Genomic DNA, 18,972 nt, shown 5'->3' on the forward strand with positions numbered 1-18,972 from the left:
AATACAGAAAATAGAATACGTGCATTAAGGGGGAATAATTCGACATGAAAGCTACTTTTTTAACGGATGAACATGAAATGTTCCGTGAGGCACTTCGGAAAATGCTCCAAAAAGAAGCGTATCCGTATTACGAAAAATGGGAAGAAGAACGCAATATTCCAAGAGAATTTTGGTTAAAGCTAGGTGAAAATGGTTTTCTACTTCCATGGGTGGACGAACAATATGGTGGCTTAGGGCTTGATTTTTCTTACTCTATGATTTTAACGGAAGAATTAGAAAAAGTTGGGGTTGGTTTAGCCAGTGGCATCTGTTTGCATTCAGATATTGTAAGCCCTTACATCGAGGCTTATGGTACAGCACAACAAAAACAAAAATGGCTGCCAAAGAGCGTTACAGGTGAATATATTTCTGCAATCGCTATGACAGAGCCTGGTGCTGGTTCGGACTTAGCTGGCATTAAAACGAATGCGCGCAAAGACGGAGATTACTATATTTTAAACGGAGAGAAAACATTTATTACAAATGGCATCCATGCAGATTACGTCATTGTTGTTTGTAAAACAGATCCCCATGCACAACCCGCGTATCGAGGGATTAGTTTACTCATCGTAGAAAATGGCGCACCTGGGTTCAAACGGGGAAAAAAGCTAAATAAAATCGGCATGCATTCGGGTGATACGGCAGAGCTTATTTTTGAAGATGTAAAAGTACCTGCCGAAAACCTGCTTGGTGAAGAAGGAAAAGGCTTTTATTACTTAATGGAAAAGCTGCAGCAAGAGCGTCTTGTCGTAGCACTTCAAGTTCAAATAGAAGCAGAGGTCATGCTGCAACTGACAATCAATTATGTGAAAGAACGGAAAGCTTTTGGTAGCCGGATTGCCGATTTTCAAAATACACAGTTTAAGCTAGCAGAAATGGCCACAGAGATCGACATGGGAAGAAACTATGTGAATACACTGACTGAAAAACATATGCACGGCGAAGATATTGTCAAAGAAGTATCGATGGCAAAGTGGTGGATTAGTGAAATGGCGAAACGAGTCGCAGCCGAATGCCTTCAACTTCACGGAGGCTATGGCTATATGGAGGAATACGAAATTGCTCGAAGATATCGCGACATTTCCGTGACGTCCATCTATGCGGGGACAACCGAAATTATGAAAGGCATTATCGCAAAAAAAATACTGTCGTAGGAGGTCTAGTATGAAACTCTCTGAGAAAAAAATCCTAAAGAAGAAAGAACAAATCTTATTATCCGCCATTACGATTGTAAATCGGAGAGGGTATGACGGTGCAACAATGGAAGAGATTGCTGCAGAGATGTTGATGACAAAAGGTTCATTATATTATTACTTTAAAAATAAAGGCGATTTAATGTACCAATGTCATAAACTTGTGCTCGCGCAAGCAACTGGGGAGCTTGAGGAGGAGTTACAAGGGGAGGGCACCGCGGAAGAAATTCTTCGGAAAATGGTCGCTACACATATCAACTATGCGGTGGAGGAAAAAGAAACATTCAACATGATTATCGAACCGAAACAAATGTTTAACCCTGAACAAATCGAACCTGTGCTGAAATTACGAAAACATTACGCTAGTTTGTTTGACCAAGTGATTGAAAAAGGTGTCGCTACAGGGGAATTTCATGTGGATGAGCCGATTATTGTCCGAATGATCATACTTGGTGCAATGAACTGGATTCAACAATGGTATAGCGCGAATGGGAGATTGGCAAAGGAAGAGCTAAAACAGCATTTTGCAGAGTACATTATTAAACTACTGAAATAAAGGGGAGATTGACATGTTACTACCTGAATTATTCGGAAATTATGCGAAAAATCAACCGGACAAAGTGTTTACATCTTATAACGGACGTGAGTGGACGTATCATGAGTTTTATGAAAAGGCGAAACGAATCGCAGCTTATTTTCAATCAAAAGGGTATGAAAAGGAAGATATTATTGCGCTTTATTCATTAAACACTGATGTATTTTTAGTATGTTATTTCGGTTTACAATTAGGTGGATTTACTGTAATGCCCGTTAATACAAAACTTGCTGTACCTGAGGTGGAATATATTTTCAATCATTCAGAAGCAAAGTCCCTTATTTATGATGTACGAATTGAAAATGTCATTAATGAAACACAGCATGTCTTCCATGAAAAGCTAGCAATCGGTGGGGAGAATCAGCTTGGAAAAATTCTTGAAGACGAATCACTCCACTTTTCACCTGTGCCATTAGGAGAACATGATACGTCCGTTATTATGTATACATCTGGAACAACTGGAAAATCAAAAGGAGTTATGTTGACGCATCGAAATATCATTGCGGCTGGGGAAGTTTGGTCAGAAGTAATGGATATTACGGAAAATGATCGGATGCTAGTGTCCACGCCATTATTCCATTGTGCGGCGGCCCATGTATTCGTTGTCCCAGTCACGTATAAAGGGGGCACAATTATTATTGAAGAGGCATTTTCTACTGACAGAACATTAGCACTTTTGCAAAATGCACAGCCGACCATGTTTTTCGGTGTTCCAGCTATGTACACAATCCTGTTGAATTTGCCACATATAAAGGAAATTGAACTTCCAACATTGCGCTTGTTTGGTTATGGAGCAGCACCAATGCCTTACGAAATTTTGAAGAAATTAAAAGAAACATTCCCGAATATAAAGGTACAAAACTTATATGGTCAAACGGAAAATGCACCTGCTGCTTCTTCTCTAAAAGACCATCATGCACTTAGCAAAATCGGCTCAGTTGGTGAACCACTTCCACAAACGGAAGTACGAGTAGTCGATGGAAATGGAAATTTATTACCTATTGGGCAAGTGGGAGAAATCGTTGTTAAAGGTGCACAAGTCATGAAAGGCTATTTAAAAGATGACCAAGAAACAGCGCGCGCCATTAAAGATGGTTGGCTTTATTCGGGCGATTTAGGGCGATTCGACGAGGATGGGCTTCTGTATATTGTCGACCGCAAAAAAGACATGCTTATTCGAGGCGGAGAAAATGTTTATCCTGTTGAAGTTGAAGAGGTGTTATATCAAATCCCTGAATTATTAGAAGCCGCAGTAGTCGGTGTGCCGCATCCAGTGTACGGGGAAGTGCCGAAAGCATTTGTGGTTTTGAAGGAAGGAAAATCATTGACGGCAGCCCAAGTAATGGACTATTGCTCAACACAGCTCGCGAAATATAAAGTGCCAATGGAAGTAGAATTCTTGAATGAATTACCACGAAACGCTTCAGGTAAAGTATTGAAACATACATTGGGGCCAAAAGAGAATATGAGTGTATGAGTCAAGTATTTATGAAGGCGGGTGAGAGAAGTTGAAGATAGGTGTTGTCGGTTCAGGAATTATGGGAAATGGCATTGCCCAAACATTTGCTATGGCCGGATATGATGTTATACTGAGTGACCTTAATGAGGAGGCACTAGTAAGCGCGCGTGAAGTCATTGTCATGAATATTGAAAGAGTGTTAAAAAAGCAAGAAAGTGCGCAGAACGGACATGAAATTCTCCAACGGATTCAGTTTACTACGAGTAAGGGTGCATTAGCAGATGCGGATTTGATTGTAGAAGCCATTATTGAAAATATGGAAATGAAAAAGGCAATTTTCAAAGAGTTAGATGAAATTTGTGAGCAAAAGACCATTTTTGCCTCTAATACGTCTAGTTACTCAATCACAGAAATAGGAGCTGCAACAAAACGCCCTGATCGTGTGTGCGGTATGCATTTCTTCAACCCAGTACCGGTCATGAAGCTCATTGAAGTGATTCGAGGGGAGGCAACTTCGGATGAAACGGTCGCATTTATCCAACAGTTAGTAACGCACATAGGGAAAGAAAGTATTACGGTGGCAGATGCACCATTATTCGTTGGCAATCGTATACTCATACCGATGATTAGTGAGGCGATTTTTGTTTTAGATGAGGGTATTGCCACTGCAGAAGATATCGATAAAGGGGTGGTTTTAGGAACAAATCAGCCCATTGGTCCATTAAAGCTTGCGGATATGATCGGCTTAGATACGTTACTTTACGTTCAAGAGACACTTCTAAATGAAACCGGTGATTCGAAATATCGCATTCCACAATCACTGAAAAAGCTAGTACGCGCAGGGCATTATGGACGAAAAACAGGACAAGGGTTTTATCGTTATACTTAATGGGTGAGCTGTGTGTCTTGTGCCCTGTGCTGCTGTGAGGATTCGTGCGATTTTTCGGTGTTTATGTGCGAATTTATGCAAAATACGTGTAAGTGTGAGACATCTTGCTTGCGGCTTTTGCATTGTATGATCTTTATAACAATCCAACGAGTCCGACACAACACTCCATTAGTGTTGTGTCGGACTCGTTGTTTAAGATGCGGCAGTAAGTTACATAGTGCGATAGTGTGCGTTCTGTCTTTAGTTGAAAATGCTGGAAGATCTGTAGTGGATTTAAATACACTGGTGCTTGATCAGGGATATGACTTTGTTAAATTATTGATTAAATTTAGGATCTAATATACCTAAACCACTGCCTTCAATTTCAAATTTCACTTTTGAAGCACCATCTAAATTAACATTAACCTTTACCTTGTCTTTTATCGAACCACTATCATAAATCAATTTATTATCTGCGTAAATTTTCATAGAACCTATGCCGAAAGAGCCCGCCACTAACTTTTTAACGGGTGCTAAATATGTTTGGAATCCTTTGTAATTTCCATTAGCTAAGTATTCAACTGTATGATCTTGTACAGCCCCTCCACCATGATATCCACCAAGTTGATAGGATTGTTCAAACTTTTCTCCGGTACTACTAATAATAGAGCTTGGGTAATGGAAGAAGTGGTCTTCATCACTCCCGATAGGTTTTACATCTTTTAAAGAGATGAATTTTGGAACATTACCAATATAAACGGATTTCGATTTGCCATCCCATGTCACTTTTTCCCCTAAAGATTCTGTAATAAAACGCATTGGAACATAAGTAGTTCCTTCATAAATAAAGCCAGATTGACCCTCGAGTGGTTTTTTTTCAACCTTATCTACATAGTAATGGATTGTATCTTGAAATACGCTAATCTTTTTCATATTGCTTGCTGCTTCCGTTGTTGAGAGGTAAGTAAAGGTTAAACCTCCTAATATAAAAAAGCCGAAATAACTTGTTATTATAAGTAGTTTTTTCATATAGTCACTCCTCGTATATTGTTATATGTAATTATACCAATAATTACATACTACATAATACCAAAAATTCATGCACCGGGAGAGCAAACGATACGTATGTGACTAAATTCAAAGGAATAGTAACTGGTAGATAAATGTAATAATTATTCTACTAATCTCACAATGATCATTTATTAATATAAAATTTGGAATCGAGTACGTTTATCTAATAAAATCCGTTCTGCATGCTTTCGTCGCAGAAGTTAAAACCAATCCAGACTGCGATTGGTTTTAACTTTGCCGTAGCCCGTCGAAAATAAGTAACACTGCACTTGATCCATTTTCTAGTAGCGGATTTGCTCAATGTCAGGAAGTAATATTAGTAAATACATAATATTGGATAAAATAACAATCCATTTTATGAAACTCTAGCAAAATAGTGTATAATAAATAAGGTCAATTTATTAACTTTATATTAAAGGAATGGAATGAAATGAACTTAAAAGAATCTACTAGAAGATACATATTGTTAGGAGCTTTACTATTTATTGTAGCAGGGCTTATAGCAGCGAATGTACTTGCGAATGGGCAAGATGCGCAATTTACAAAGGAAGATGCACTTTACCAGCAAGTCGCTCAGCTCTATAATGAAAAAAATTATGAAGAAGCCTCCGTTCATATGAAAGAACTCTTAAAAGCACAGCCTAAATCTGAGGCAGTGAATTATTTAGGAGGGTTAGTAGCAGCAAATTTAGAGGACTATGAGCAATCTGCCATCCTACTACAAAAAACATTAGATATTAATCCGCATAAAGTAGAAGATGCGATGTTCATGCTTCAGTTTGGGGAAGTCTTGGTGCTAGCTGAGCGAAAAGAAGATGCGAAAACGGTATTAATGCGCTGCCAAGAGTCAGCGTGGGCTCCAGAGGATTTCCCAGAATATCAAAATCGTGTAGCTGAATTACTTGCACAGATAGACACTAAACAATAAGGAAGGTATATAAAATAATGACTTCATTTTACGAAGAACTGAATAAAACAAGCAAGGTGACCGATGACAAGGAAAACGCCAAATCCCGCGCGAATGTAGATAAATGGATTTTCCGCTTATTGTTACTTCTAATTGGTGTAATGCCACTAATCGTACTTGCTAGTGTTGAGCAAGTAGTAAGCCCACTTATTTCGAATGTTAGTGAACTTTCATCTGGAATGAAAGGGGATTTATTTACACATTATAAAGCATTGTTTGTAATTGCTATTACGGTTATTACGGCCGCAATGCTATTCGTCAAAATCTTTTTTATGGATGGTCAAATTCGAAAAACGCCTTTTAACTATGTCATCGGATTATTCGCATTTGCAATCATTCTATCTACGCTATTTTCACCAAATATTACAGTTGCATTAAATGGTTTATACAATCATTCGGATGGTGCGATTAGCTGGTTATGTTATTTAGCGCTAATGTTCATCGCGATGAATATCGAATATCCGAAAAATGTTACTAAATATGTCATGTACACAATGATACCATTTGTTTTCATTAACTTATTTATTACTTCAATGAACTTTTACGGAAAAGATTTACTTCAGTACGGATGGATGCAAAAGCTCGTTTCAATTGTGCTTCCAGAAGGTGCAAATCTTACGGCAGGCTCTACGTTAGTAGGAACATTAAATCAATGGAACTATATGAGTGGGATGTTTGCAATGATGACGGTCATGTATGTTGCTTGGGCCATTGTCGAAAAATCATGGGTACATAGTATAGTTGGTGCGATTACAGCAGCTGCTGCTATTGCTGTAATGTTTATGTCGATTTCTACAAGTGGGTTTTTAGCAGTATTAATGCTTTTACCTGTATTACTTGTATTAATTTTTAAAGTGCAGCATAAAAAGAAAGCCGCTATTATGCTCGCTATTTTTATCGGGATTTCAGCGCCTATTTTCCATTTCCTTGCCGATAAGGATGACCGCGTATGGGGAGAATCGTTTGGTTTCTTTGTAGGGAACAACCCTTACTTAGATGAAGAGCCAGTCGCAGTAGACAACTCAATTACGCCGCTAAATTGGACAAATAAAGCATATGCCGCGGAGAAAGCATTAGAGCTACCTGTTTTACCGGAACGAGGAATGGCATTTGGCTCTGGTCGTGGTTATATTTGGAAAGAAACTTGGGAATTAGTACAGGATCGACCGCTAGTTGGTTACGGCAGTGACACCTTAATGTATAACTTCCCGCATTTCCAATTAGAAAGCCGAGGTGCGCTAAATTGGGAAGAAATCGTAACGGATAAACCGCATAATGTGTATGTCGGTATTTTATATGGAATGGGTATATTAGGATTTATTGCGATCATCGTACTAGTAATCTTCCAAGTATTAAAATTGGTTCAACAATTATTTAATAAAAAAGGGAATTTAGCGGCTATTGTATTAGGGATAGGCGTAACGGCGTATTTCATTCAAGCGATGTTCAATGACTCTTTACCAGGTATTACTACCGTTGCCTTCGTATTATTTGGCATGATGATTTCTATGATTTCAAATTCTAAAAGGGAGTCAATGGATTAATGGAGGAAACGATTGAATTAAGAGAAATAATTAATATTATTTTAAGAGGGAAATGGCTTATTTCACTTATCGTTATAATTGCCTTACTATTGGCAGGCATTGTTTCTTGGTTTGTAATACCCGAAAAATATGAATCAAAAGCAGTTGTTCAAGTAATTGCTGATGCTCAAGATACAGGCATTATTAACTCGTATGTTAATGCCGAATTTACACCGGTTATTTATACTCAGCGTATTCAAAATGAAGCGATAATGGATGTGCTATTCAAACAAAATGGTTTTGGACAATTCACCCCAAAAAACTTAGTTGTTTCGTCAGATGTTCAAACGAATTTAATAAATCTAAACTATCGCGCAACTAATGCTGAGGAAGCACAAAAACAACTTCAACTATTAACAGAAGAAACTAAAAATCAAATGAATGAATCCGTACAAACGACATTATTGAATTTAGAGAAAACGCATTTAGCTGAATCCGAAAATTTAGCAAAAGAAGTAGAAGTACTAATGGAAAAGTACAATCAATTAATTATTTCAAATAATTTGCCAGAAGTATTGATTTTACAAACGATTTCAACGGAACAATATGTATTGAATTTAAATGAAAATCAAACAGCGGCATTGGCTTCGATTAATGGTGCAATGCAAAATGAATTGTCACGATTAAAGAGTGAAATTGATATTAAATCCGAACAATACCGCCAAGTGTTAGCTAATTATCAATCCGTAAAAACAGGTTTGGACAGCTTTAAGCCGGATCCATTTATTCGCGTGATTGTAGAGCCTACATTACCTAAGGAGCCTTCTGCACCAAATAAAGCAATCAATTTATTGGTTGCACTTGTTTTTGGGGTAATCATTGGTCTAGGGGTCGTATTTTTCCGTGAATATTGGAGAAAATCGGCGGTTGTTAAATAATTGTATTTGAAAGAGGTTGCTAGAAGTGGGTTATAAGCTGCGTTATTTAATATTTTTCATATTAGACTCTTGTATTGTACTTTCAGCGATTTTCATAAGCTATTGGCTACTTCATCCAACTCTTAGTGTCTATTACGATAAAGTCATCGTATTAAGTGCACTTACATTGTTAGTGAGTCATCATATTGCAGCTTATATATTCCAACTTTACACACGAATTTGGAGTGTTGCGACTGTTCGAGAATTGCTAATCATTGTATACGCGGTAACAATTTCTGTTGCTGCGGCCAGTATACTGCAACAAATCATTAATTCCGATATTTACTTTCGCGTTATGACCGTTACATGGATGCTACATATTATTATGATTGGGGGCTCACGCTTTTTATTACGTTTACTGAATGACAGAGAATCGTTTAGGCATGCGCCAGACAGTAAGCGTATTTTAATAGTAGGAGCCGGACAAGCTGGAACGATGCTCGCGAAAAATCTGAAAAATGCACAAAATCAAGAGTCATATGCTGTTGGCTTTGTGGATGATGATGTGAATAAAACGCATTTGAAAGTCATGGGGCTACCTGTTTGGGGGTCTACAAAAGAAATTAAGCGTATTGTCAAAGCGAAAGGAATCGATGAAATTATTATTGCGGTTCCTTCACTGGGTAAGAAAGGGGTTCAGAGCATTTATCAGGAATGCTCGAAAATCGATGTAACAGTGAAAATTATGCCGAAAATTGAAGATGTGATGACAGGTAAAGTAGCTGTTAATGATATGCGAGAAGTAGAGATCAACGACTTGCTAGGGCGTGATGAGGTAAAGCTTGATATGATTGCTATCTCTGGAAAACTAACGGGCAAAGTTATATTAGTAACAGGTGCGGGTGGCTCCATTGGTTCGGAAATTTGCCGCCAAGTGATGAAGTTCCAACCGAGAAAACTAATATTGTTAGGTCATGGGGAAAACTCGATTTATACCATTCATATGGAATTATCCGGGAAAATCGGTAAGGATATTGAGCTTGTACCCGTTATTGCGGATATCCAAGATAGAGAACGAATTTTTGAAATCGTACAGCACTATCAACCGGATGTCATTTACCACGCAGCAGCTCACAAACATGTTCCTTTAATGGAATATAATCCACGTGAAGCGATGAAAAATAACATTTTTGGTACGAAAAATGTTGCCGAAGCAGCGCATGAATATGGTGTCGGTAATTTTGTGATGATTTCAACGGATAAGGCAGTCAACCCACCGAATGTGATGGGAGCAACAAAACGCGTTGCAGAAATGGTTGTCCAAAATTTAGCGAAAACAAGTAGCACAAAATTTGCTGCGGTACGATTTGGTAATGTTCTTGGTTCTCGAGGTTCTGTTATTCCACTCTTTAAAAAGCAAATTGCTGGTGGTGGTCCGGTAACGGTTACGCATCAAGATATGACCCGTTATTTTATGACCATTCCAGAAGCATCACGTCTTGTTTTACAGGCGGGTACCCTAGGTGGAAATGGGGAAATCTTTGTTCTTGATATGGGCGAGCCTGTGAAAATTGTAGATTTAGCGCGTAATCTGATTCAGTTATCCGGTTTGGAAGATGAAATCAAGATTGAATTTACGGGGTTACGTTCAGGTGAAAAAATGTTCGAGGAGCTATTGAACGAGGAAGAAATCCAAGAAGAGCATATATTTCCGGGAATTCATATTGGGCGAGTCAATGTACTTGAGACGAGCAGTCTTTACGAATTGCTTGATTGTATAAAATACATGCCTGAAGAAGAATTAAAAGCAACACTATTAGGGGTTGCTAATAATAAACTAGTCGAAATGAGTTTATAGTACCAAGTAACATGTATTTTGCATACATGATGAAACGATGGATTTTACTGTTCTGGTTATAGTAGGGGATAAAAAAATGAAAATACAAATACTTATTTATATATTGGGCTATAGTTTCGTATATTTCCTATTGTCGACCGGTTTATATTTTCTCAGTGTAACGAGTGGCTATAATGGACTATCACTGCCGATATTTGGCGGTGGAGATGATGGGCAATTTTATTATGAACAGGCAATGAACTTCGCAAATGGTGAGCCCTATATTTATACTTCTATACATGTATGGGTACTGGGCATGATTTTAGATATTTTTAATACTGAAAGTGTAATGATTTTACGGCTTTATAACTTTATATCGAATATTTTAATAATCATTTTGTCACTGCTCATTTTAAAGAAAATAAGCAAGGATCAAACTTTCCATATGGCTGCTACGATATTAGTGCTATTTTTGGCGTTGTATCCAAGTTTACTTTTAAATTCAACACTTTCAATTTATCGAGATTCATGGATTTATGCGTTTTTCTTATGGGCTACATACTTGTTTATTAATCTATTCATTAGTAAAGGCAAATGGCCGAAAGTAATTAATCTGCTGCTTTTAGTGTTTGTTCTAATCATGCTTGGTGGCTATAGAAAGTATGCATTATTAAGCTTTGTAATTGCTTCTATGGTCTACTTATTTATTAATTTGATTAGTAAGAAAAAAGTGAGCCTCATTAAAATCGGTGGGCTATTATTTGTCGGTGTATCTGTATTTTATTTATTGTTTCGCAACTTTAAATTCCCAGTAGTAGGGCTTTCATTTTCGGATGTGCTGCAATATAGGCAGGCAAGTATGGAGTTAGGTGGAAGTCAGATGGGGATATCTTTAGAGCATTCGAATATTTTTTTATTTTACGCAAATTATTTATATAGTATTTTGAGTAATTTTATTGGACCTTTTCCTTGGCAAATTACGGGTGGCTCGACATTACTATTGATGATAACAGAGGGGATTTTATTTTTCTTTATTAGTATTTATTTAGTAAAAAAGATAAAAGTCTTTTCTAAAATCGAATTATTTTTATTTATCCAGGCGGTTGTATGGTTCTTATTAATTAGTATTTCAAACGACAATTTTGGGACGGGTTCTAGACTAAGAATCGTTGGTTGGTTACCATTACTCATTATCTTCGTGAAATATTACTCAGAAGGAATATATAGAAGGAAGTTAAACAGTAAGCGAGTTTAGTGCAGTAAGGAGCTTTTTAGATGCCTAAGATTTCGGTAATTATCCCCATTTATAATAAAGGGAATCGATTAAAAACTACGATTCAATCGGTTTTAGACCAAAGTTATCAGGATTTTGAATTAATTTTAATCAATGATGGTTCAACTGATAATACTGATGAAATCATCCAATTTTATAAAGAGCAATATCCAACTAAAATTAACTGCTATTCTCAAACGAACAAAGGGGTTTCAGCAACACGTAATTTTGGAATGACTGTATCAAAAGGAGACTATATTTCATTTTTAGATGCAGATGATTCTTATCATCGTGATTTTTTGCAAGAAACAATGGCGCAAGTTAATGAAAAGTGCAGCGATGTTATTTTAACAAAACATCATAAACAGTATTTAAGTAATGGCAAATTAATCAAGTCAAAAATGAAAACAAATAGCCGCGATATTCTAAAAGATTTTATTTTAGGTAAAATAGATGCCAATACAGATTCTTGGTTAATTAAGAAAACCTTATTGAATAATCATCAAATCTGTTTTAACGAGGCGTTAACTTTTGGGGAAGACATGCTATTTTTTATAGAGGTTTTATTAAATGCGCAAAATCCTAGCTCTGTGTTAAAAGAGTTAACCACGTATAATATAGGCGTTGAAGATTCATTAAGCTCGAATTCGGTAGATAAAATTTACAAAGATATTGAATGGATCACATTAGCGGTACAATATATTTCGAAGCATTGCAACGATGAAGCAAGAAAATTAGCTTTAGTAGGTGCATTAGAAAGCTATCGATTACCCGCTGCAATTGTTTATCGATTGCATTTGAATAAAGAAGCTGAAAATTATAGCGAGCATAAGACAGCGCTTATGAAATATATTAATAAGTTTCGATTTAACAATGGCCTCAGAAGTATAAAGTTGTTTAAAGCGATTCGGCTACTTTAAATGTAGACGAAAAAGACAATGGGCATACCCAAAATAATTGCACAACTAGCAGGGTGAATGAAGTCATTCATCCTTGTTTAGATTATTGGGTAAAATTTCATTTATACATAGGCAGTGAAATTATTGAATGATGTACTGTGGCAAAGGTAGCTATTAACTACAATAGATAGGCTTCAAAAAAAATATTAAGGATCTAAAGAATGAATCAATTAAAAATAGGAATTGTTTTAAATTATGTTTCAGTAGCTGCAACATTTATTATTGGCTTGTTATATACACCATTCCTGATTCGCACATTAGGACAAGCTGATTATGGAATATACGCATTAGCATTAGCGATTGCTGGTTATTTATCATTGCTTGATTTAGGGATAGGGAATGCCATAGTAAGGTATATCGCACAAAACCAAGCAATCGGTACGAAGAAAAAAGAAGCTCAATTAGTGGGTTATTTCTTTAAAATTTTTTCGTATATCGGACTAGCTACTTTAGTAATCGGGCTTTCTATTGCATTGAATTTGCAAAACGTTGTATCAAGTGATTTTACAAACGAGCAAATAAAAACATTACAGTGGATGATACTTGTATTGACAGTGAATTTCGCAGTAGGTTTTATTTTAAATACGTTTTCGGCCGTTTTACAAGCATACGAAAAGTTTATCTTCTTAAAGGTAGCGAATGTGCTCCGTGTTTCTTTGACACCTATAATTTCTGTCTTTTACTTGTTTTATTCGACGAATCTCATCGTGTTAACGGTGATTTTAGCTTTGGTGAATAGCGCGGTCTTAATTGTCAGTTATTTTTACTATAAAAAAGCATTGAATATTAAGATGTCTTTTGAGCGAGTGCAAAAGGACTTGAAGAAGGAAATTTTAGGCTATTCTTTCGTAATTTTTGTGGTTGCTATTGCAGATAAACTTTACTGGCAAACGGACCAAATTTTATTAGGGATTTTAAAGAACCCTGAAACTGTCGCTGTTTTTGCTTTGGCCATTCAATTTGTCAATATTTTTATGTCATTATCCATTGCGATTAATAGCGTATTTTTACCCCGAGTTACACATATTGTGAGTGCCGAAAATTACGTCAATCAGTTAAATGCTTTATTTATTAAAGTGAGTAAGTTTCAAACATTTGTAATGGGGCTCTTCTTGTCTGGCTTTGTCATCATTGGGGAAGCATTCATCGAGCTATGGGTGGGAAAAACTTTCGAGCTGACATATGTCATTGTTCTGATCTTAATGTCCACTTTCTCGTTAGACTTAATCCAAAATTTAGGCTTAGTCATTATGCAAGCAAAAGGGAAATACATATTCCGAGCGTATACATTAATCATTTGTTCGATCTTAAATGTCTTGATTTCCATTCCAATCATCAAGCTTTATGGTAGTGTAGGCACAGCCATTATTACGGCGATCTTTGTGTTTATCGGAAATGTGCTCGTGTTGAATATTTATTATCACAAAAAATTACAGCTGAATATGCTAGTATATTGGCGAAAAATCGGCAAACTCATTGCTATTATTAGTGTAGTTGCTCTATTAGGGTTTGGTTTAAAAGAGCTATTTTTAGTAGATGACTGGGGCTCATTATTTACGTATATCGTGATTTACTCCGCGCTCTATTGTGTCGTAATCTATTTTACGTATTTGTCAAAAAACGAAAAACAATGGATGCTTACTAAAGTGAAGCGCCTGAAGAATAGAGGCTAAGCTCAGAAAGGAGGCAATTCAATATGATACCTAAAAAGATTCACTATTGCTGGTTTGGCGGCAAAGAATTAGATGAAAAATCTAAAGGCTATATACAAAGCTGGAAGAAATACCTACCTGAATATGAAATCATCGAATGGAATGAAACGAGTTTTGATCTGAGTCAAAATGACTTTGTAAGAGAGGCTTATGAACAAAAAAAATATGCATTCGTTTCCGATTATGTCAGGTTATACGCGTTATATCATCACGGTGGCATATATATGGATACAGATGTAGAAGTGATAAAATCTTTCAATGATCTATTAACTAATAGGGCGTTCACAGGTGTTGAACGAGGCGACTATTGTATAACGGGCACAATGGGAGCAGAGGCATACCATCCATGGATAGAGAAATTGCTACATTACTATAATGGAAGAAAGTTCATTTTAGATAATGGTGAACTTGATTTAACGACAAACACAGTCATTATTACGAAAATCACAAAAGAGCATTATGGATGGAAAGAGGGCAATACGTATTCTGAATTAGCTGAAGGAATCGCTATTTACCCTTTTGATTACTTTTGTGCTAAAAATGGCATGACGAATGAGTATCATATTACAGACAATACATATACGGTACATCATTTTAATGGATCATGGGCGTCTAAGTCGAATAAATTATTGAAAAATTATGTTCGAATAATTAGAAGACTATTTTTCAATAAAAAATACAAAATTTAGTTAGAAAAGAGAAGGATATGAAAATACTATTTGTAGCCTCCGTATACCGTCACCTTACAGTATTCCATATCCCCTATATGCAGTATTTCCAATCGCAAGGATATGAAGTATGGGCCGCGGCAGGTATCGGAAATGAAGATAAAGAGAATTTACAGAAATTGAATATAAAATGCGTAGACATACCTTTTTCAAGAAGTCCGCTTAGTGCACAAAATATGACAGCGTACCAAGCACTCAAAAAGTTGTTCCATAGTGAACGCTTTGACTTAGTGCATGTACATACACCGATAGCTGCGTTATTATCAAGAGCGGCTTTTCGAAATGTCAAGCATGGAAAAATCGTTTATACAGCGCACGGCTTTCATTTTTATAAGGGAGCGCCGAAACAAAATTGGCTTATCTATTATACAGCCGAAAAGTTGGCCGCAAAATGGACAGATTATTTAATTACGATGAATGATGAAGATTATAAAAATGCTCAAAAATTATTGCCAGTGGAGAAAATTTCATACGTGCATGGTGTTGGCGTAGAGTTTACTACAGAAGTATTAACATCATCAGAAAAAGCTGAAATGAAGGCTCAGCTTAGTTTACCAAATGATGCCGTTGTTATTTCATGTGTTGCAGAGATGAATTCCAATAAAAATCATCAGTTTTTACTTCGGAATTGGCAACAGTTGAAGCAGGACAATCCAAACTTAGAGCTATTATTAATTGGTAATGGCGAAATGGAACATGAATTACAGACATATGTAGCAAAAGAGCAATTAGTAGGCATTCATTTTTTAGGGTATAGGCGAGATGTTCCAGAGCTGCTTCAAATTTCAGATATCGTCACATTGCTATCTCATCGCGAGGGGCTACCGAAAAGTATAATGGAAGCAATGGAGGCAAGTATTCCTTGTGTTGTAACAAATACGAGGGGGCTACGTGATTTAGTTCAAACAAATGAAAATGGCTATGTCATTGAACATGGGGACGACCAATCCCTTAAAGTAGCCTTTACAAAGCTAGCACAATCAGCGCAGCTAAGAGAGCAAATGGGGCAGCGAGCGAAACAATTAGTAGAGCCGTTTGTGTTGGACAAGGTTTTACAGGAATATAGTACGATTTATAAGAAATTGCTAAAGTAGGTGAAAGCATGACGATTCTAGTCACGGGTGGCCTAGGTTTTATAGGTAGCCATACAGTAGTAGAATTAATTGAACAAGGGGAAGATTGTTTAATCATTGATAATTTATCAAAATCTGCTATTGATGTATTAGAGCGAATCGAAACAATTGTTCATAAGAAAATTCCATTTATTCAATTAGATTTATTGGACTTAGAAAAGTTGCGAACGGTTTTTAAGGAAAACGCGATTACCGCTGTCATTCATTTTGCAGGCTTTAAATCGGTAGGTGAATCTGTTCGTAATCCACTGATGTATTATCAAAACAATTTAATGAGTACGCTCAACTTGCTCGATGTGATGAAAGAATTTGATGTGAAGAAATTGGTCTTTAGTTCTTCTGCAACGGTTTATGGCGACTTGCATACACCGCCACTAAAGGAAGATTTATCCCTTCATGCACCGAATCCATACGGTCGTACAAAATTAATGCTAGAAGAAATTTTACAGGATATCGTTGCGGCACAAGCTGGCTGGAGTTTTGCGTTAATGCGTTATTTTAATCCAATTGGCGCGCATAAAAGTGGCTTGTTAGGAGAAATGCCCTTTGGTGTGCCAAATAACTTGATGCCTCATATTTTAAAAGCAGCTAGCGGAGAAACTGCGGCATTACAAGTATTTGGTGGCGATTATGAAACCGAGGACGGTAGCTGTATCAGGGATTTTATTCATGTGATGGATTTAGCAAAGGGACATGTAAAAGCGCTAAATTATATAAAAACACTTGAAGGCTGTGAGGCGTTTAATCTTGGGACGGGGATCGGTTACTCTGTTTTTGATTTAATTCGTACTTTTGAAGATGTAAATAGCGTAAAGGTTCCATTTGACATTGTTGCACGCCGAGAAGGGGATATTGTTGCAAGTATTGCTGATATTTCCAAAGCGAGCATGCTGCTTGGATGGGATGCTCAGTATGATTTGCAGGCTATGTGTTATGATTCATGGAATTGGTATCAAAATATTTTACATAGCATGACCGAAGATTGTTAGTTTGTAAGTGTTAGCAGGAGTACATTCTTAACCACTGAAATAGGTAGTAATGGGGAGTAATTTATGAAGGTATTGATAATCGGAAAAAATGGTTATGTAGCCCAAAAATTAGTAAAAGCATGCAAGAATAATCCGCTAATTACGGATACAGTAGCAGTAAGTGTGCGTCAGGGAATAAAGGATATTGAATTTAATCATTTTGACGTATGTATCCACACAGCCGCGTTAGTTCATAAGAAGGAAAGCCATTATCAAGAAGCAGATTATTTTAAGGTGAATACAGATTTAACGATTGAAATTGCTGAAAATGCTAAGAGTCAAGGTGTAAAGCATTTTATTTTCTTAAGTACGATGGCTGTGTATGGACAACAACGAGGCGAAATTAATGGACATAGCTCGTTAAAGCCAACAACTTTTTATGGAAAGTCTAAATTGGCTGCCGAACAAGCATTACAAGCATTACAAGATGAGTATTTTTCGGTATCTATTGTTCGACCACCGATGATTTATGGACCGAATTGTCCGGGGAATTATGCCTTGCTTCGGAAATTGGCAAAGAATACGCCAATCTTTCCTTCTATTGAAAATGAACGTAGTATGTTATTTATTGATCATTTATGTGAATTTATTAATCAATTGATTTTGAGTAAAGATGCTGGCATTTTCCATCCGCAAGATGGGGCTTTTATGAATACGTCGCAAATGGTGTTAATGATTTCTAAGCACAATAATCACCGTATTTTTTTGAGTAAGATAGGTAGAGCTCTAATAACTAAAACACTTTCGAATGTCTCGTTAATGAATAAAGTCTTTGGGAATTTGACATATGCGCAAAATATTTCACAGTATAACGGGAATTCGTATCAGAAATTCAATCTAGCTGAGGCAATTGAACTTACAGAACGGCAGTGGAAGGAGGATGTCAAATGAAGCGTCTGTTAGATTTTTTCCTTTCTTTGGTTGCAATCATTATTTTTGCAATTCCGATGTTACTAGTGGCCATTTGGATCAAGCTAGATTCGAAAGGACCTATTCTATTCAAACAAAAGCGAGTTGGTTTGAATGGTGAATTATTTGAAATTTATAAGTTTCGTTCTATGTATACAGAAACACCGAATGTATCGACTGAAGCTTTAGGGGATCCTAGTGTGTATATTACGAAAGTAGGGAAATTTATACGCAAAACGAGCTTAGATGAGCTGCCCCAACTTTTTAATATCTTAAAAGGTGATATGTCGGTGGTAGGACCTCGCCCTGCACTTTATAATCAGTATGAGTTAATCGCAATGCGCGATGAGGTAAATGTCAACGCAGTGAGACCGGGATTAACAGGATATGCGCAGGTAATGGGACGTGACTTTATCTCCGACGAAGAAAAGGTTCGTTATGATCTACATTATGTAGAAAATAAGGGTATTGGTTTTGATTTGAAAATTATTTGGCTGACGTTCTTTAGTGTGTTAAAGGCTGAAGGGGTTAAATTGAAATAAATTTAGAAGATGGCTCCTTGGTAACGGTACGCCCTTCAGGAACCGAGCCGAAATGTAAGTAAATCACAATTCAAAATGAGTGGCCTTATTTAACTCGAAATATTAGGCAACATCAAACTTAAAAAATCGCTGAATGAATAAGATATTAGTAACTTTACCAAAAGCATTGTGGAATGAAAATTTCTGCAGTGCTTTTGTTTTTTTCTTTAAAGATTATAG

17 protein-coding genes and 1 pseudogene are annotated in these 18,972 nt (G+C 36.7%); 17 read left to right on the forward strand and 1 reads right to left on the reverse strand.

Going from position 1 to position 18,972, the window contains the following annotated elements:
• Window positions 1-44: 44 nt before the first annotated feature.
• From O7776_RS02835 to O7776_RS02850, 4 genes are read left to right on the forward strand one after another with little or no spacing between them, the layout of a single operon-like run.
• Window positions 45-1,193, forward strand: coding sequence for an acyl-CoA dehydrogenase family protein (locus O7776_RS02835; protein ID WP_274309136.1), 1,149 nt, complete (start codon window positions 45-47; stop codon window positions 1,191-1,193).
• Between the two features lie 10 nt (window positions 1,194-1,203).
• Window positions 1,204-1,788 (forward strand): TetR/AcrR family transcriptional regulator, encoded by a 585-nt coding sequence (locus O7776_RS02840; RefSeq protein WP_274309137.1) that lies wholly within the window; start codon window positions 1,204-1,206, stop codon window positions 1,786-1,788.
• A 13-nt stretch (window positions 1,789-1,801) separates the two neighbouring features.
• Window positions 1,802-3,304 carry a class I adenylate-forming enzyme family protein gene (locus tag O7776_RS02845; RefSeq protein ID WP_274309138.1) on the forward strand — a complete coding sequence of 501 codons (1,503 nt, stop codon included), beginning with the start codon at window positions 1,802-1,804 and terminating at the stop codon, window positions 3,302-3,304.
• Window positions 3,305-3,335: 31 nt separating this feature from the next.
• The gene (locus tag O7776_RS02850; RefSeq protein ID WP_274309139.1) at window positions 3,336-4,175 is read left to right on the forward strand and encodes a 3-hydroxyacyl-CoA dehydrogenase family protein; all 840 of its coding nucleotides are present in this window, start codon (window positions 3,336-3,338) and stop codon (window positions 4,173-4,175) included.
• A gap of 315 nt (window positions 4,176-4,490) precedes the next feature.
• Here the strand turns inward: O7776_RS02850 and O7776_RS02855 are convergent, their stop codons facing one another.
• Entirely contained in the window at window positions 4,491-5,183 is a 693-nt protein-coding gene (locus O7776_RS02855; protein ID WP_274309140.1) for a stalk domain-containing protein, read from the reverse strand.
• 472 nt (window positions 5,184-5,655) lie between these two features.
• Between O7776_RS02855 and O7776_RS02860 the strand changes: the two genes are divergently transcribed.
• The 13 genes and pseudogenes from O7776_RS02860 (at window position 5,656) to O7776_RS20300 (ending at window position 18,815) form a co-directional block, all read left to right on the forward strand.
• Entirely contained in the window at window positions 5,656-6,153 is a 498-nt protein-coding gene (locus O7776_RS02860; RefSeq protein WP_274309141.1) for a tetratricopeptide repeat protein, read from the forward strand.
• Window positions 6,154-6,170: 17 nt separating this feature from the next.
• Window positions 6,171-7,736 (forward strand): O-antigen ligase family protein, encoded by a 1,566-nt coding sequence (locus tag O7776_RS02865; RefSeq protein WP_274309142.1) that lies wholly within the window; start codon window positions 6,171-6,173, stop codon window positions 7,734-7,736.
• Window positions 7,736-8,653, forward strand: coding sequence for a Wzz/FepE/Etk N-terminal domain-containing protein (locus O7776_RS02870; RefSeq protein ID WP_274309143.1), 918 nt, complete (start codon window positions 7,736-7,738; stop codon window positions 8,651-8,653). The genes O7776_RS02865 and O7776_RS02870 overlap by 1 nt, the downstream gene beginning before the upstream one ends.
• A 25-nt stretch (window positions 8,654-8,678) precedes the next feature.
• The gene (locus O7776_RS02875; RefSeq protein ID WP_274309144.1) at window positions 8,679-10,490 is read left to right on the forward strand and encodes a polysaccharide biosynthesis protein; all 1,812 of its coding nucleotides are present in this window, start codon (window positions 8,679-8,681) and stop codon (window positions 10,488-10,490) included.
• A 76-nt stretch (window positions 10,491-10,566) separates the two neighbouring features.
• Window positions 10,567-11,724, forward strand: a complete 1,158-nt coding sequence (locus tag O7776_RS02880) for a hypothetical protein (RefSeq protein ID WP_274309145.1) — start codon at window positions 10,567-10,569, stop codon at window positions 11,722-11,724.
• Between the two features lie 20 nt (window positions 11,725-11,744).
• Window positions 11,745-12,662: a glycosyltransferase family 2 protein gene (locus O7776_RS02885; RefSeq protein WP_274309146.1), complete on the forward strand. Its 918-nt coding sequence runs from the start codon at window positions 11,745-11,747 to the stop codon at window positions 12,660-12,662.
• A 200-nt stretch (window positions 12,663-12,862) separates the two neighbouring features.
• Window positions 12,863-14,374 carry an oligosaccharide flippase family protein gene (locus tag O7776_RS02890; protein ID WP_274309147.1) on the forward strand — a complete coding sequence of 504 codons (1,512 nt, stop codon included), beginning with the start codon at window positions 12,863-12,865 and terminating at the stop codon, window positions 14,372-14,374.
• Window positions 14,375-14,391: 17 nt separating this feature from the next.
• Window positions 14,392-15,102: pseudogene (locus tag O7776_RS02895) on the forward strand (glycosyltransferase family 32 protein); the annotation flags it as partial.
• A 17-nt stretch (window positions 15,103-15,119) separates the two neighbouring features.
• Window positions 15,120-16,235 (forward strand): glycosyltransferase family 4 protein, encoded by a 1,116-nt coding sequence (locus O7776_RS02900; RefSeq protein ID WP_274309149.1) that lies wholly within the window; start codon window positions 15,120-15,122, stop codon window positions 16,233-16,235.
• An 8-nt stretch (window positions 16,236-16,243) separates the two neighbouring features.
• Window positions 16,244-17,263, forward strand: a complete 1,020-nt coding sequence (galE, locus tag O7776_RS02905; protein WP_274309150.1) for a UDP-glucose 4-epimerase GalE — start codon at window positions 16,244-16,246, stop codon at window positions 17,261-17,263.
• Window positions 17,264-17,326: 63 nt separating this feature from the next.
• Window positions 17,327-18,193, forward strand: coding sequence for an NAD-dependent epimerase/dehydratase family protein (locus O7776_RS02910; protein WP_274309151.1), 867 nt, complete (start codon window positions 17,327-17,329; stop codon window positions 18,191-18,193).
• Window positions 18,190-18,753, forward strand: a complete 564-nt coding sequence (locus O7776_RS02915; RefSeq protein WP_274309152.1) for a sugar transferase — start codon at window positions 18,190-18,192, stop codon at window positions 18,751-18,753. Before O7776_RS02910 ends, O7776_RS02915 begins: the two co-directional genes overlap by 4 nt.
• Before the next feature lie 17 nt (window positions 18,754-18,770).
• Window positions 18,771-18,815: a hypothetical protein gene (locus O7776_RS20300; protein WP_420802166.1), complete on the forward strand. Its 45-nt coding sequence runs from the start codon at window positions 18,771-18,773 to the stop codon at window positions 18,813-18,815.
• Window positions 18,816-18,972: the final 157 nt, after the last annotated feature.

The organism is Solibacillus daqui, assembly GCF_028747805.1.
Lineage (GTDB): Bacteria > Bacillota > Bacilli > Bacillales_A > Planococcaceae > Solibacillus > Solibacillus daqui.

What these genes read in the sequence shown, in the direction of transcription:
- O7776_RS02910 (WP_274309151.1), top strand. Translation starts at nt 17,327, where the DNA reads ATGAAGGTATTGATAATCGGAAAAAATGGTTATGTAGCCCAAAAATTA.
- O7776_RS02835 (WP_274309136.1), top strand. Translation starts at nt 45, where the DNA reads ATGAAAGCTACTTTTTTAACGGATGAACATGAAATGTTCCGTGAGGCA.
- O7776_RS02900 (WP_274309149.1), top strand. Translation starts at nt 15,120, where the DNA reads ATGAAAATACTATTTGTAGCCTCCGTATACCGTCACCTTACAGTATTC.
- O7776_RS02880 (WP_274309145.1), top strand. Translation starts at nt 10,567, where the DNA reads ATGAAAATACAAATACTTATTTATATATTGGGCTATAGTTTCGTATAT.
- O7776_RS02855 (WP_274309140.1), bottom strand. Translation starts at nt 5,183, where the DNA reads ATGAAAAAACTACTTATAATAACAAGTTATTTCGGCTTTTTTATATTA.
- O7776_RS02865 (WP_274309142.1), top strand. Translation starts at nt 6,171, where the DNA reads ATGACTTCATTTTACGAAGAACTGAATAAAACAAGCAAGGTGACCGAT.
- O7776_RS02915 (WP_274309152.1), top strand. Translation starts at nt 18,190, where the DNA reads ATGAAGCGTCTGTTAGATTTTTTCCTTTCTTTGGTTGCAATCATTATT.
- O7776_RS02885 (WP_274309146.1), top strand. Translation starts at nt 11,745, where the DNA reads ATGCCTAAGATTTCGGTAATTATCCCCATTTATAATAAAGGGAATCGA.
- O7776_RS02890 (WP_274309147.1), top strand. Translation starts at nt 12,863, where the DNA reads ATGAATCAATTAAAAATAGGAATTGTTTTAAATTATGTTTCAGTAGCT.
- O7776_RS02840 (WP_274309137.1), top strand. Translation starts at nt 1,204, where the DNA reads ATGAAACTCTCTGAGAAAAAAATCCTAAAGAAGAAAGAACAAATCTTA.
- O7776_RS02845 (WP_274309138.1), top strand. Translation starts at nt 1,802, where the DNA reads ATGTTACTACCTGAATTATTCGGAAATTATGCGAAAAATCAACCGGAC.
- O7776_RS02870 (WP_274309143.1), top strand. Translation starts at nt 7,736, where the DNA reads ATGGAGGAAACGATTGAATTAAGAGAAATAATTAATATTATTTTAAGA.
- O7776_RS02860 (WP_274309141.1), top strand. Translation starts at nt 5,656, where the DNA reads ATGAACTTAAAAGAATCTACTAGAAGATACATATTGTTAGGAGCTTTA.
- galE (WP_274309150.1), top strand. Translation starts at nt 16,244, where the DNA reads ATGACGATTCTAGTCACGGGTGGCCTAGGTTTTATAGGTAGCCATACA.